Below are 14,127 nucleotides of genomic sequence, written 5' to 3'. Positions count from 1 at the left end.
CGACCTCAGCCGGTGAAGACCGCGACGGCCCGGGCCTGCTCGCCCGCCTGCTCGTAGAGCGCCAGGAACGCACCCCCGGGGGCGAACAGGGCGACCGGTCCGGGGTGGCCGAGGTCGAGGTCGAGGCGTCGGCCGATCCGCACGTCGGTGGCCTGGGCGTCGTCGAGGTCGACGCCGGGGAACCCGATCCGGGCCGCCTCGTGGATGGGCAGCACCCCGGGGCTCTCGGCCAGCTCCTCCAGGGTGCGGGCGACCTCGAGGCCGAACGGCCCCACCGAGGTGCGGCGCAGCGCGGTCAGGTGGCCCCCGACGCCGAGCGCCTCGCCGGCGTCGCGGGCGATCGCGCGGACGTAGGTGCCGCTGGAGCAGCGCACCGACAGGTCGACGTCGACGTGGTCCTCGCCGAGGCGCACGTCGTGGACCTGGAGGTCGTGGATCGTGACGCGGCGGGGCGCGAGCTCGACCGTCTCGCCGTCGCGCACCCGCTGGTAGGCCCGCTTGCCGTCGACCTTGACGGCCGAGACCGCCGACGGCACCTGGTCGAGCTCGCCGACGAAGCCGGCCAGGACGCGGCGCACGTCGTCGTCGGTGACGTGGCCGGTCGGCCGGGCGACCAGCAGGTCGCCCTCGGCGTCGTCGGTCGTGGTGGTGGCGCCCAGCCGCACCGTGGCGGCGTACGCCTTCTCGGACAGCAGCAGGTGGCCCAGCAGCCGGGTGGCTCGGCCGACGCCGAGCACCAGCACGCCGGTGGCCATCGGGTCGAGCGTGCCGGCGTGGCCCACCTTGCGGGTGCCGAGCAGCCGGCGACCGCGGGAGACGACGTCGTGGGAGGTCATCCCGCCGGGCTTGTCGACCACGACCAGGCCCGGGGTCGGTTCGGGTCGCGCGGCGGCGGGGCTCACGCCCGGGGGTCGTCCTGCGCGTCGCCCTCGTCGCCCCGCTCGGCGTCGTCCTCGTCGAGGTCGTCCTGCTCGCGGGGCTTCCGGTAGGGGTCGGGCTCGCCGGCGTACGTCGCGCCGGTGGCGTTCTGGGCCAGGTCGGCGTCGCTGGCGCGCACCCGGTCGAGGAGGTCGTCGATCTGGCGCGCGGTCTCGGGCAGCGCGTCGTGGATGAACTCCAGGGTCGGCACGTGACGGGTGCCGAGCTGCTTGCCCACCTCGGAGCGGATCAGGCCGCGCGCCGAGGCCAGGGCCGCAGCCGTGCCGTCGAGGTCGGCCTCGGCGCCCAGCACGGTGTAGAAGATGGTGGCCTGCTGGGTGTCACCGGAGACGCGCACGTCGGTGATGGTGACGAACCCCAGACGCGGGTCCTTGACGCGACGCTCGAGCATCTCGGCGACGACGACCTTGATCCGGTCGGCGATCTTGCGCACGCGGGGGCTTGCCATGGGGGTTCCTTCGCTGGTTCGTGGCCGGGAGCGGTTTCCCGAGGTCGCTCGGGAGACCGCCACTCAGCCGGTGTTGCGACACCGGGCAGGCGGCGGTTCCCAGGCGGACCTGGGAACCGCCGCCGCCACGCGAGGTGCCGCGGGTCGTGCGTCGCGCAGGGTCAGCCCCGCGGGATCTCCTTCATCTCGAAGGCCTCGACGATGTCGCCCTCCTTGATGTCGTTGAAGCCGCGCAGGACCAGACCGCACTCGAAGCCCTCGCGGACCTCGGACGCGTCGTCCTTCTCGCGCTTGAGCGAGGCGAGGTCCAGGTTGTCCTGGACCACGGAGCCGTCGCGGATGAGCCGGACCTTGGCGTTGCGCCGGATGACGCCGCCGGTGACCATGCAGCCCGCGATGTTGCCGATCTTGGAGCTGCGGAAGATCGCACGGATCTCCGCCTGGCCCAGGGTCGACTCCTCGAACTCGGGCTTGAGCAGGCCCTTGAGCGCCGCCTCGATCTCCTCGATGGCGTTGTAGATCACCGAGTAGTAGCGGATCTCGACGCCCTCGCGGTCGGCCATCTCGGTCGCCTTGCCCTGCGGGCGGACGTTGAACCCGATGATGATCGCGTCGGAGGCCGCGGCCAGGTCGACGTTGGTCTCGGTGATGGCACCGACACCGCGGTCGATGACGCGCAGCGTCACCTCGTCGCCCACGTCGATCTGGGCCAGCGAGTCCTCGAGGGCCTCGACCGAACCGGACACGTCGCCCTTGAGGATCAGGTTGAGCTCCTGGCTCTTGCCCTTCTCCATCGAGGCCATGAAGTCCTCGAGGCTGCGGCGCACGCGGCGCTTGGCCTGCATGGCCGCCCGCTCGCGCGACTCGCGCTTCTCCGCGATCTGGCGGGCCATGCGGTCGTCCTCGACCACGATGAAGTTCTGGCCCGCGCCGGGCACGCCGGACAGACCGAGCACCATCGCGGGGCGCGAGGGGTAGGCCTCCTCGATGTTCTCGCCGTGCTCGTCGATCATGGCGCGGACGCGGCCGTGGGCCGGACCGGCGACGATCGAGTCGCCCACGCGCAGGGTGCCGCGCTGGACCAGGATCGTGGCCACCGGGCCGCGACCGCGGTCCAGGTGAGCCTCGACGACCAGGCCCTGGGCGTCCTGCTCGGGGTTGGCGCGCAGGTCGAGGGACGCGTCGGCGGTCAGCACGACGGCCTCGAGCAGCTTGTCGAGGTTGAGCTGCTCCCGGGCGGAGACGTCGACGAACATGGTGTCGCCGCCGTACTCCTCGGGGACCAGGCCGTACTCGCTGAGCTGGCCGCGGACCTTGGTCGGGTCCGCCGCGGGCACGTCGATCTTGTTGACCGCGACCACGATCGGCACGTTGGCGGCCTTGGCGTGGTTGAGCGCCTCGACCGTCTGCGGCATGACGCCGTCGTCGGCCGCCACCACGAGGATCGCGATGTCGGTCGCCTGGGCACCACGGGCACGCATGGCGGTGAACGCCTCGTGACCGGGGGTGTCGATCAGGGTGATGCGACGCTCGTCGCCGTCGACCTCGGCCGCGACCTGGTAGGCACCGATGTGCTGCGTGATGCCACCGGCCTCCTTGTCGACGACGTTGGCGCTGCGCAGCGCGTCGAGCAGCTTGGTCTTTCCGTGGTCGACGTGACCCATGACGGTCACGACCGGCGGACGGGCCTCGAGCATGTCCTCGTCGCCCTCGTCGGACCCGAACTGCAGGTCGAAGGAGTCGAGCAGCTCGCGGTCCTCGTCCTCGGGGGAGACGACCTCGACGGTGTAGTTGAGCTCGTCGCCGAGCAGCTGCAGCGTCTCGTCGTTGACCGACTCGGTCGCGGTGACCATCTCGCCCAGGTGGAACAGCATCTGCACCAGCGAGGCGGCGTCGACGCCGATCTTCTCGGCGAAGTCGGTCAGCGAGGCACCGCGGGCCAGGCGGACGGTCTCGCCGTCGCCCTTGCGGACCCGCACGCCGCCGATCGTCGGGGCCTGCATGGCCTCGAACTCCTGACGACGGGCGCGCTTGCTCTTGCGTCCACGACGCGAGGGGCCACCGGGGCGACCGAAGGCGCCCTGGGTGCTGCCGCGCTGGCCGGGACGGCCGCGCCCGGCGGGACCGCCGGGACGACCCGGTGCACCACCGGGACCGCCGCCCATGCCGGGAGCGCCGCCGCCGAAGCCGCCGCGACCCGGGGCACCGCCGCGAGCGGGCGGGCCACCACGAGCGCCGCCGGGGCCACCAGGACCACCGGGACCGCGTCCGCCGGGGCCGGGACGACCGCCGGGGCCGCCGCCGAAGGCGGCCGGGGACTTGGGCATCATCGCCGGGTTGGGGCGGGGCATGCCGTCACGGGCCGCGGGGGGACGCGGCGGCCGCTGCTGGTCGTTGCCCGCGGGGGCCGGGGCGTCCGAGGACGGCGCGGCACCACCGGGACGGGGCGCCGGACGACGGCCCATGCCCTGGGTGGAGCTGAAGGGGTTGTTGCCGGGGCGCGGGGCGCCCGGGCGGGGCGGTCGCGGACCGGGCTTGAAGCCGGCACCCGGGGAGGGCGCCGCGGCGGCCGGGGCGTCGGCCGCGGGGGGCGTCGGGGCCGCAGGGGCCTCCTGACCGCCGGCGTCGGGCTGGGACGCCCGCGCGGCCGGGGCCTCGGGGGCGGCGGCAGCCGGCTGCTCGACGGCGGGCTCGGGCTCGGGCGCCTTGGGGGCACGCGGTCCGGGACGCGGTCCGGGACGGAAGACGGGAGCGCTCTCCGCGGCGGGGGCCTCGGCAGCGGGGGCCGGGGCGTCGGCGGGGGCGGGCTCCGCGCTGGGCGCAGCGGCGGGCGCCGGCGTCTCGGCGGGGGCGGCGGCCGGGGCCGACGCAGGTGCCTTCCTGGCCGTCTTCTTGGCGGCGGTCGCCTCGGCCGAGGCCTTGAGCTGGTCGCCGTAGGTGTCGTTGAAGCGCTTCTCGACGAGCGGGTTGATGCCCGACGACGGTGCCTTGACGAACTCGCCGAGCTCACCGAGCAGGGTGATGACCTGCTTGCTCGGCACGCCGTACTTCTTGGCGAGATCGCTGACTCTGGTGTTTGCCACGTTTTCCTCCTGGTCCGTACCCCGTCCAGGAGGTCGAACCGCTAGTTGATGTGCATGCTCATCGCGAAGTCGTCATCGCAGGCTCATGAGCGGATGCTCCCGTTCTCGTTCGGTCAGTTCGTGGTGGTGCGGGCCGCGAGGTGCTCCCGGAGCCGGTCCAGGCGCAGGACCCCTCGGCCCCGCACGTCGTGGCGCAGGGCGCGAGCGAAGGCCCGACTGCGCTCGGCCAGGGCCAGGCACGTGTCGGTGGGGTGCAGGTGCGCCCCACGGCCTGCGGCGGAGCCGGTCGGATCGGGCTCGACGGACCAGGAGGCGTCCTGGTCGTCGGAGTCCGAGCGAGCGACCACTCGCAGCAACTCACGCTTGGTGGCTCGCTGCCGGCACCCGACGCAGGTCCGGACGGGACCGTCCTCGTGTCGTGTGTCGCCCAGCAGTGAATCCACCGCATGACACTCTAGCCGCAGCCGCCCCTCAGCCCTAACCCGATGGTCAGCGGCGGGTGACCCGGCTCCTAGCCTGGTGAGGTGAGCGACGCACCCCGCCTCCCGGACCCGGGCGACCCGCACGACCCGCACGACCTGCACGACCTGCACGACCTGGACGCCCTCCACGCCGCGCACGTGCGTCGCGTGGCGGCGCTCGACCCCCTGGCCGGGGTGCCGGCCCCCCTCCGGGGCGAGGACGCCCGCGCGGTCCGGGCGCCGGACGGACGGGCGCTGGCGCTGGTCGACGTCGTGGCCACCGACGCCGGGGGCACCGGGGCGCTGTGGAGCGAGGACCGCGTCGGCCGGCTCCAGCTCCGCCTGTCCGGGGACGAGCAGCCCGTCGAGGAGCTCGCCGACCTGCTGGCCCGCGCCTGCGACCTGCTGCCGCCCGACCTCGCGGTCCAGGTCACCGTCGCCTCCCGCGACCTCGTGCTCACCCGGCCGCTGCTGGTCGCGGGGTTCGCCGCGACCACCACGACGGCCGTGCGCCGGGTCACCACGACCGACGCGCGGCAGCGGCCCGAGGTGCCCGAGGGCCTGCGGGTGCGTCCCGCCACCGGCGACGACGTCGAGGCGCTCGTCGCCGCCACGCTGGCCGTGCAGGCCTTCGACACCCGGGCCGGGATCCTGCCCCGGCGCACCGGCCTCGAGCCGGTCGTGCGCCGCGAGGTCGAGGAGGCCGTGGCCGACCGGTCCGGCTGGAGCTGGGTGGCCGAGCGCGACGGCGCGGTCGTGGGGGTGGTCCGGGCCAGCCCGCCCGAGCACTCCGACTGGATCGCGACCTCGGTGGGGCAGGGGCCGACGGCGTACCTGGGGCTGCTCCACGTGGATCCCGCCGCCCGCGGCGGCGGGACCGGTGCGGCGCTGGCCGCGACGGTGCACCTGCGCGCCGCGGCGGCCGGCGTGCGCACGGTCGCCCTGCACCACAGCGCCACGAACCCGCTGTCGGCGCCGTTCTGGGCGCGCACGGGCTACCGGCCCGTGCTCACCACCTGGCAGCGCCAGCCGCGGACCTGAGGGTGCGCCGGCGGCTCAGTCGGTCGAGGCCTCGTCGGAGCGGATGTCGATGCGCCAGCCGGTGAGCCGGGCGGCGAGGCGGGCGTTCTGGCCCTCCTTGCCGATCGCGAGCGAGAGCTGGAAGTCGGGCACCACGACGCGGGCCGAGCGCGCGGCCGCGTCGACCACGGTGACGCTGGAGACCCGGGCGGGGCTCAGCGCGTTGCCGACCAGCGTCGCGGGGTCGTCGGACCAGTCGATGATGTCGATCTTCTCGCCGGCCAGCTCGTTCATCACGTTGCGGACCCGCTGCCCCATCGGACCGATGCAGGAGCCCTTGGCGTTGACGCCCGGCACCCGGGTGTGGACCGCGATCTTGGTGCGGTGGCCGGCCTCGCGCGCGATCCCGGCGATCTCGACGGTGCCGTCGGCGATCTCGGGCACCTCGAGGGCGAACAGCTTCTTGACCAGGTTGGGGTGGGTGCGCGAGAGCATCACCTGCGGGCCGCGCATCCCCTTGCGGACGCTCACGACCAGGCACTTGATGCGGGTGCCGTGGGAGTAGTCCTCACCCGGCACGCGCTCGCCCGGCGGCAGCAGCGCCTCGAGCTGGCCCAGGTCGACCATGACGTCGTTGGGGTCCCGGCCCTGCTGGATCAGGCCCGAGACGATGTCGCCCTCCTTGCCGAGGAACTCCCCGAACTTGCGCTCGTCCTCGGCGTCGCGCAGCCGCTGCAGCATGATCTGCTTCGCCGTCGTCGCCGCGATCCGGCCGAACCCGGCGGGGGTGTCGTCGAACTCGCCGACCACGTTGCCCTCGTCGTCGGTCTCCTGGGCCATCACCACGACGTGGCCGCTCTTGCGGTCGAGCTCGACGCGCGCGCTCTCCTGGGCCCCGGTGCTGCGGAGGTACGCCGTCAGCAGCGCCTGCTCGATCGCCTCGACGAGCACCTCGAAGGGGATCTCCTTCTCGCGCTCGAGCATGCGCAGCAGGGTCATGTCGATGTCCATCAGGACTCCTCGTGCTTGGTGAACTCGATCTGGACCTGGGCGCGCGCGACCTCGTCGAACAAGACCCGTCGCGGGCTCCCGTCGACCTCCAGCCCGGCGCCGTCCTCGTCGGAGGAGACCAGGCGGCCGGTCACGGCCTCGGTGGCCGGGTCGGCGAAGGTGACCTGGACCAGCCGGCCGACGTTGCGGCGCCAGTGGCGCGGCAGGGCGAGCGGGCGGTCGACGCCGCGCGAGGACACCTCGAGGGTGTAGGCGCGCTCCCCCATGAGGTCGCCGTCGTCGAGGACGCGCGAGACCTCGCGGGTCGCCTCGGCGATGTCGTCCATCGAGACGCCGCCGTCCTTGTCGACGGCCACGCGGAGCACGCTGCGCTTCCCGGCGGCGGAGAGGTCGACGGCCTCGAGGTCGAGGCCGAGCGCGGTCATCGGCTCGGTCAGCGCCTCGGTGAGGCGGTCCCTGGTGCTTGACGTGGTCATGTCCGAGACCTCCCTGCTGTGCTGTTGTGGAGGGACAACCCTAACGCCCCCGACGGGTCGCGACGGCCACGGCGGCGGCGCCCGCCTAGGATCGCGGCGTGCTCTCCCGTCGTGGCTTCCTGGCCGGTGGCACCGCGGGGGTCGCGGCGCTCGCCGCCGCCTCGGTGACCGGCTGCTCGGTCGACGCGCCGCTGGGCGAGGACCGCCCCCGCCGGCCGGCGAGCCCCTCCCCCGACGTCGCCGTGGCGACCACCGCGCTGGCCGCCGTGCGCGCGATGGTCGACGCGCTGCGGGCCACGGTCACCACCTTCCCCGCGACCCGCGGCGACCTCGTCCCGCTGCTGTCGATGCACCGCGCCCACGTCGCGACGCTCGTCGACGCCGTGCCGGGGGGCGCCACCCCGTCGACCAGCGCGCCGACGTACGCCGTCCCGGGCGGGCGCCCCGCCGCGCTGCGCGAGCTGCGCCGCCGCGAGGGGGTGCTGCAGGCCCGGCTCGGCGAGCTGGCCGTGCAGGCCCAGAGCGGCGAGTTCGCCCGGCTGCTCGCCTCGATGGGGGCCGGCACCGGTCAGCGCCTGGCCACGTGGACCGCGACGTGACCCCGGTGCAGGCGCTGCAGAAGGCGCTCGCCGCGGAGCACGCGGCCGTCTACCTCTACGGCATCCTCGGCGCCCGGTCCTCCTCCTCCGAGCAGCCGGTGCTGTTCGCCCGGCTGCAGCAGGCGTACGCCGACCACCGCGACGCCCGCGACGGCCTCGTGGCCCTGCTCGCCCGGCGCGAGGTCGACCCCGTCGCCTCTCAGACCGACTACGAGCTGCCCGGCCCCGTCGGCACCCCCGACGAGGTCCAGGCCGTGGCCCGCACCGTGGAGCGCCGCGTCACCGACACCTACGGCGAGCTGGTCGCCAACACCGCCGGCGACGACCGCCGGCTGGCCGTCGCCGCCCTCGCGACCAGCGCCGTGCGCGAGCTCGGCTTCGGCGGCGCGCCGGTGGACCTCCCCGGCCTGGGCTGACCCGGCCCGGGCTGACCCGGCCGGGCTGACCCGACCTGCCCGCTCCGGGGGCCCCGGGGCCGTCCCGGGCCGTCCGGGGCCGTGGCTAGGGTCGGGGGATGAGCGAGTTCGACGCCGCGCAGGCGGCCGTCCAGGCAGCGCTCGACGCCGGCGCCAGCTACGCCGACGCCCGGGTGATGCACCGCCGCTACGAGTCCATGTCGGCGCGCAACGGCGCCGTCGACGACGTCACGCAGGACGCCGACTCCGGCATCGGGGTCCGCGCCCTGGTGGGGTCCGGGTGGGGCTTCTACGCGGTCCCCGACCTCGGCGACCGCGCCGTGAAGGACGCCGGGGCCCGGGCCGCGGAGATCGCGCGGGCCAGCGGGCTGGTCTCCCGCGAGGGCAGCGGGCTGGTGCCGAGCGAGGCGGCGGTCGGGTCGTGGGCCAGCGACTGCGAGGTCGACCCCTTCGAGGTGTCCCTGGCCACCAAGGGCGACCTGCTGGTGCGGGCCACCGAGACCATGCTCGAGCACGGCGCCGACCTGGCCACCGCGTCGTACGACATCTGGGAGACGCGCAAGTGGTTCGTCTCCAGCGAGGGCCACCGCATCGACCAGCACGTCCGCGAGAGCGGGGCCGGCATCCAGGCCACGGCGATCGGGGAGCACGAGACCCAGCGCCGCTCCTACCCCGCCTCGCGCGGGCAGTTCGCGACCCGCGGGTGGGAGTTCGTCGAGGGCCTCGACCTCCAGGCGCACGCCGCCCGGGTCGGCGCCGAGGCGCGCGAGCTGCTCACCGCCCCCGAGTGCCCCAGCGGCACCACCGACCTGATCCTGGGCTCGGAGCAGCTGGCGCTGCAGATCCACGAGTCCGTGGGCCACGCCATCGAGCTCGACCGGATCCTCGGCTGGGAGGCGGCGTACGCCGGCACCTCGTGGCTGGACCTGTCCAGGCTCGGGTCGCTGCGCTACGGCTCGGAGCTGATGAACATCAGCATCGACCCGACCATCCCCGGGGCGCTCGGGTCCTTCGGCTACGACGACGAGGGCACCCCCGCCACCAAGCGCGACGCGGTGCGCGAGGGCGTGTGGGTGGGTGTGCTCGCCGGACGCGACTCGGCGGCCGTCGCCGGCCTGCCGTACGCCGGCAGCGTGCGCGCCGACGGCTGGGCCCGGCTGCCCATGGTGCGGATGACCAACGTCGGGCTGGAGCCCGGTCCGCACAGCTTCGAGGAAATCATCAGCGACACCGACGACGGGATCTACATGGAGAGCAACCGCTCCTGGTCGATCGACGACCGACGGCTCAACTTCCAGTTCGGCACCGAGGTCGGCTACGAGGTGAAGAACGGCGCGCTGGGCCGGCTGGTCCGCAACCCGACCTACACCGGCATCGGCCCGACCTTCTGGGCCTCGATGGACCGGCTCTCCCACGAGTCCGTCGCGTGGGGCACCCCCAACTGCGGCAAGGGCCAGCCCGGCCAGACCGGCCACACGGGCCATCCCGCCGCGCCCGCCCGGTTCCGCGGCGTACGGGTGGGGGTGCGGGCATGAGCACCCCCCAGGAGGACCTCGCCACCGCCGCCGTCGAGGCCGTCGGCCGCGCGCTCCCCGGCGCCGACGTGACGGTCGAGGCCGACCGCCACGAGGTGGCGCTGACCCGCTTCGCCGGCTCGGTGATCCACCAGAACGTCGCCGAGGACGTCACCACCGTCCGGGTGCTGGTGCACCACGAGGGCCGCACCGCGGCCGGGTCCGCCAGCGTCGTCGGTGCCGGCGACCTCGACCGGCTGGTCGAGCGGGTGGCCGCCTCGACCCGCGTCGCGCCCGCCGACCCCAGCTGGCCCGGCCTGCTCGCACCGGTCGACCCGGCGCACGCCACGCCGCCGGACGAGGCCACCGCCCACGCGTCGCCCACCGACCGCGCCGAGGTCGTGCGGGCCTTCGTCGACGGCGCGGCCGGCCTCGAGACGGCCGGCTACTGCCGCACCACCCACCGGCACAGCGCGCTGGCCAGCTCGGCCGGCCAGCTCGTCTCGGGGCGGGCCGCCGAGTGCGGCCTCGCCGGCGTCGCCCGCGCCGAGGCGACCGAGGGCCGCGCCGACGGCGTCGCCCGCGCGATGCCGCTGCGGCTCGCCGACCTCGACGGCACCGCCCTCGGCGCCCGGGCCGCGGCCAAGGCCCGCGCCTGGGCCGAGCCCGTCGAGCTGGAGCCGGGGCGCTACGAGGTCGTCCTCGAGCCCGACGCCGTCTCCGACCTGCTGACCAACCTCGCCTTCGGCGCCTTCAACGGCAAGGCCGTCAACGAGCGCCGCTCCTTCGTGCGCGTCGGGGCCTCGCAGTTCGACCCGGCCGTCACCGTGGTCGACGACCCGCTCGCGGTCGGCGTCGGCTACGACTCGCAGGGCACCCCGCGGCAGCGGCTGGTGCTGGTCGAGGACGGCGTCACCCGCCACGTCACCCACGACCGGCGCACCGCCGCCGAGGCGGGCACCACCAGCACCGGCCACGACGCCGAGAACCGCTTCGGCACCGGCCCCTCGGCCCGCCACCTCGGGATCGTGCCCACCGACGGCTTCGACGCGGTGGCGGACGAGGCCGACGGCCCCGCGGCCGACGCCTCGGTGGCCGCGCTGGTGGCGGGCGTGGAGCGCGGACTGCTGGTGACCGACTTCTGGTACACCCGCGTCCTGGACCCCCGCACCCTGTCGATCACCGGCCTGACCCGCAACGGCGTCTGGCTGGTCGAGGACGGCCGGGTCACCCGCCCGGTGAAGAACTTCCGCTTCACCCAGGCCTACGAGCAGGCGCTGGCGCCCGGCAACGTCCGCGCCGTCGGCCGCACCGCCACCCCGATCCCGGGCGACACCTACACCGCCACCTCGCCCCGGTTCTCCTGCCCGGCCCTGCACCTCGCCTCGTGGAACTTCACCGGCGGTGCCTCGGGCTGAGCCGGCTCGCTGTCCCCGGGGGGGCGGGTAGTCCGAGACGTTCGGCATCCGTTGTGTCCGTCTCGGCCTGCCGAACGTCTCGGACTACCCCGACCTGGGGCGATCACCTCCCGAAGTCGGCCTTGCGGATCAGGGCGTGGATGCCGGTGGTGCGGTCGACGACCTGCGAGCACTGGAAGTCGGCGGCCGCGGAGAGGTAGGCGTACGCCACCGGCCCCGCCATCCCGAGCTCCTCGGTGAGGAAGGCCATGGCCTGGCGGACCGCGCTCTTCATGGCGAGGTCGAGGCTGGTCGCGTTGCCGCCGTTCTCGGGGCCGTCGGGGTCGCTGAGCCCGATCGGGATCCAGAAGTCGCGGTTCTCGGCGAAGGGCGCGTCGTACGCCGGCCGCGGTGCCTTCGTCGAGCCCTTCTTGATCACGGTGAGCCGGAAGGTCGGGCGCAGCGAGCCCTCCATGGCGGTCAGCGCGACCTCGCCGTCGCCCTGGGCCATGTGGGGGTCGCCGGCGAAGAACATCGCGCCCGCCACCTGCACCGGCAGGTAGAGCGTCGAGCCGACGGTCAGGTCGTTGATGTCGATGTTGCCACCGGCGTCGGTCGGCGGGACGGAGTCGACCAGGGCCGAGGTGTCGCGGGCGACGCCCATCATGCCCATGAAGGGGTGCAGGTCGAAGCCCACCTTGACCGCCCCCGGGAGCCGTCCGCGCAGCCGGCCGCGGGTGCGCTCGGCAGCGGCGAAGACGCTGATGTTGCCGCCCTCGTTGAAGTACCGCCGCGCCGACGGCTGGCCCTCGAACTGCTCGGGGTACTCCCCCGGCAGCGCGCCCTTGCCGTGCCGGTTGGAGATCACGCCGTACGGCACCCGCAGCGGCAGGTCGAGCACGTCGATCCTCAAGACGTCGCCCGGCTCGGCGCCGCGCACCGCGATCGGGCCGGTCACGACGTGGGGGCCGGGCCCGTCGTGCGGCGTACGAGCGGCCACGGCGACGGCGTCGCGCAGCACCGAGCGCTCGGCCACGCCGTACTGCTCGAAGAACTGGCGGGGGTCCTGGCCCTGGTCCTCCAGCAGGCCCTCGTGGGAGATGGTGTCGAGGGTGACGACGTCGCCCGAGCGCACCACGGCCACCGGCGGGGTGTCGCGGTTGGGAAGCCGGCCCCACAGCACCTCGTCGGCCCGGGCCGGGACGTAGCGACCCCGGGTGCGGCCGACCCCGGGCTGGAGCACCTGGATCGGCCGGGCGGCGGCGACGGGCGCAGCCGACGCGGCGCCCTGCTCGCCGACGACGAGGGCGCCACCGAGGGCGCTCGCAGCGGCGGCGCGCAGCATCGAGCGCCGGGCCGGCCCGACGGCGGGAGCGGCCGCGGGGCCGACTCCCGGTGCGGGCTCGTGGGCGGTGGCGGGGACGGGCGGGTGAGCGGGCACGGGGGTCTCCTCCGAGCAGATGACGGGTCCCCGACACCCGAGCAGACCCACGTGTCGGCCAGAAGTCGCCGGATGACGTTCGTGCAACGTTCCGCGCACGGAGGTGCCGACCGCCGCTCCGCCCGCGCGCTCGCTGCCGCACGCGCCGGAGGGCCGCACGGGCCGTCGAGGGGTGGCGGGCGCCTCGTAGGGTCGGGACATGACCCCCTCGGAGATGACCTACCGTCCGCTCGGCGCCTCCGGACTCGTGGTGAGCGCCGTCGGCATCGGCTGCAACGCCTTCAGCCGCCGCGTCGACCAGGACGGCGTGTCGGCGATCCTCGACGCCGCCCAGGACACCGGCGTGACGCTGCTCGACACCGCCGACGTCTACGGCGCGGAGCCGGGCGCGAGCGAGTCGATGCTCGGCGAGGCGCTGCAGGGACGACGCGACGAGTTCGTGGTGGCCACCAAGTTCGGCGCCGACATGCAGGGCACCAACGGGGCCGACCACGGGGTGCGCGGGTCGCGCCGCTACGTCCGACGGGCCGTCGAGGCCAGCCTGCGCCGGCTGCGCACCGACCACCTGGACCTCTACCAGATCCACGTGCCCGACGAGGTGACGCCGGTGGCCGAGACGCTCGCCGTGCTGACCGAGCTCGTCCAGGAGGGCAAGGTCCGCTACGTCGGATGCTCCAACTTCACCGGCTGGCAGGTCGCCGACGCGTCGTGGACCGCCGAGACCCGCGGTCTGGAGCGATTCGTCTCGGCGCAGAACCGCTACTCCCTGCTCGACCGCTCGCTGGAGCGCGAGGTCGTCCCCGTGTGCGAGCGCTTCGGCCTCGGGGTGCTGCCGTTCTTCCCGCTGGAGTACGGCCTGCTGACCGGCAAGTACCGCCGCGGCGAGGCCGCCCCCGACGGCTCCCGCGCCCAGCTCGACCCCACCCGGTCCCAGTGGCTCGACCGCGCCGACTGGGACCGCATCGAGGCGCTCGAGGCGTACGCCGCCGCTCGCGACCTCACCCCCACCGACGTCGCCATCGCCGGTCTCGCCGCCCAGCCCGCGGTCGGCTCGGTCATCTCGGGCGCCACCCGTCCCGACCAGGTCCGCACCAACGCCGCCGCCGTCCGCTGGCAGCCCACCCCCGAGGACCTCGTCGAGCTGGACGCGATCTAGGGGGTCGCGGGTCAGACGGCGCCGGACGGGCCTGGGCGTCGCCGGGCGGGCGGTTTGTCTCGCCGGGCCGGGCCGGGGCGTCGCCGGGCGCGCCGGGACGTCGCCGGGCGCGCCGGGACGTCGTACGAGGTGGTCGTCCTGACGACTGCAGTGGATGACGTCCCGC

The 14,127-nt window shown here is 74.8% G+C and carries 13 protein-coding genes; 6 read left to right on the top strand and 7 right to left on the bottom strand.

Going from position 1 to position 14,127, the window contains the following annotated elements; all coding sequences use genetic code 11:
- Positions 1–5 precede the first annotated feature (5 nt).
- From truB to BLU55_RS00100, 4 genes are all read right to left on the bottom strand, one after another.
- Complete coding sequence (gene truB, locus BLU55_RS00115) at positions 6–902, bottom strand: tRNA pseudouridine(55) synthase TruB (protein ID WP_269457929.1); 897 nt, start codon at positions 900–902, stop codon at positions 6–8.
- A complete protein-coding gene (rbfA, locus tag BLU55_RS00110) occupies positions 899–1,387 on the bottom strand; it encodes a 30S ribosome-binding factor RbfA (protein WP_091724944.1) in 489 nt (162 codons plus the stop codon). Before rbfA ends, truB begins: the two co-directional genes overlap by 4 nt.
- A 161-nt stretch (positions 1,388–1,548) precedes the next feature.
- Positions 1,549–4,470: a translation initiation factor IF-2 gene (gene infB, locus BLU55_RS00105; RefSeq protein WP_091724942.1), complete on the bottom strand. Its 2,922-nt coding sequence runs from the start codon at positions 4,468–4,470 to the stop codon at positions 1,549–1,551.
- Positions 4,471–4,583: 113 nt separating this feature from the next.
- Positions 4,584–4,913, bottom strand: a complete 330-nt coding sequence (locus BLU55_RS00100) for a YlxR family protein (RefSeq protein ID WP_269457928.1) — start codon at positions 4,911–4,913, stop codon at positions 4,584–4,586.
- Positions 4,914–4,994: 81 nt separating this feature from the next.
- Between BLU55_RS00100 and BLU55_RS00095 the strand changes: the two genes are divergently transcribed.
- On the top strand, positions 4,995–5,972 hold the full coding sequence (locus BLU55_RS00095; protein ID WP_157682644.1) for a GNAT family N-acetyltransferase: 978 nt from the start codon (positions 4,995–4,997) through the stop codon (positions 5,970–5,972).
- 15 nt (positions 5,973–5,987) lie between these two features.
- Here the strand turns inward: BLU55_RS00095 and nusA are convergent, their stop codons facing one another.
- Both nusA and rimP read right to left on the bottom strand, forming a co-directional pair.
- Positions 5,988–6,962, bottom strand: coding sequence for a transcription termination factor NusA (gene nusA / locus BLU55_RS00090; protein ID WP_091724940.1), 975 nt, complete (start codon positions 6,960–6,962; stop codon positions 5,988–5,990).
- A complete protein-coding gene (gene rimP / locus BLU55_RS00085) occupies positions 6,962–7,438 on the bottom strand; it encodes a ribosome maturation factor RimP (protein WP_091724938.1) in 477 nt (158 codons plus the stop codon). Before rimP ends, nusA begins: the two co-directional genes overlap by 1 nt.
- 98 nt (positions 7,439–7,536) lie before the next feature.
- Here rimP and BLU55_RS19270 point away from each other — a divergent pair, with 98 nt between their 5' ends.
- From BLU55_RS19270 to BLU55_RS00070, 4 genes are all read left to right on the top strand, one after another.
- Positions 7,537–8,037, top strand: coding sequence for a twin-arginine translocation signal domain-containing protein (locus BLU55_RS19270; protein ID WP_157682643.1), 501 nt, complete (start codon positions 7,537–7,539; stop codon positions 8,035–8,037).
- The gene (locus BLU55_RS19265; protein ID WP_157682642.1) at positions 8,022–8,453 is read left to right on the top strand and encodes a ferritin-like domain-containing protein; all 432 of its coding nucleotides are present in this window, start codon (positions 8,022–8,024) and stop codon (positions 8,451–8,453) included. Before BLU55_RS19270 ends, BLU55_RS19265 begins: the two co-directional genes overlap by 16 nt.
- A gap of 98 nt (positions 8,454–8,551) precedes the next feature.
- Positions 8,552–9,988 carry a TldD/PmbA family protein gene (locus BLU55_RS00075; protein WP_091724934.1) on the top strand — a complete coding sequence of 479 codons (1,437 nt, stop codon included), beginning with the start codon at positions 8,552–8,554 and terminating at the stop codon, positions 9,986–9,988.
- Positions 9,985–11,385 carry a TldD/PmbA family protein gene (locus BLU55_RS00070; RefSeq protein ID WP_091724932.1) on the top strand — a complete coding sequence of 467 codons (1,401 nt, stop codon included), beginning with the start codon at positions 9,985–9,987 and terminating at the stop codon, positions 11,383–11,385. The genes BLU55_RS00075 and BLU55_RS00070 overlap by 4 nt, the downstream gene beginning before the upstream one ends.
- A 103-nt stretch (positions 11,386–11,488) precedes the next feature.
- Here BLU55_RS00070 and BLU55_RS00065 read toward each other — a convergent pair whose 3' ends face one another.
- Positions 11,489–12,805, bottom strand: coding sequence for an acetamidase/formamidase family protein (locus BLU55_RS00065; protein ID WP_231916975.1), 1,317 nt, complete (start codon positions 12,803–12,805; stop codon positions 11,489–11,491).
- Positions 12,806–13,004: 199 nt separating this feature from the next.
- Between BLU55_RS00065 and BLU55_RS00060 the strand changes: the two genes are divergently transcribed.
- The gene (locus BLU55_RS00060) at positions 13,005–13,961 is read left to right on the top strand and encodes an aldo/keto reductase (protein WP_231916974.1); all 957 of its coding nucleotides are present in this window, start codon (positions 13,005–13,007) and stop codon (positions 13,959–13,961) included.
- Positions 13,962–14,127: the final 166 nt, after the last annotated feature.

This window comes from Nocardioides scoriae (assembly GCF_900104965.1).
Lineage (GTDB): Bacteria > Actinomycetota > Actinomycetes > Propionibacteriales > Nocardioidaceae > Marmoricola > Marmoricola scoriae.
This window is presented reverse-complemented; position numbering and strand designations above follow the sequence as displayed.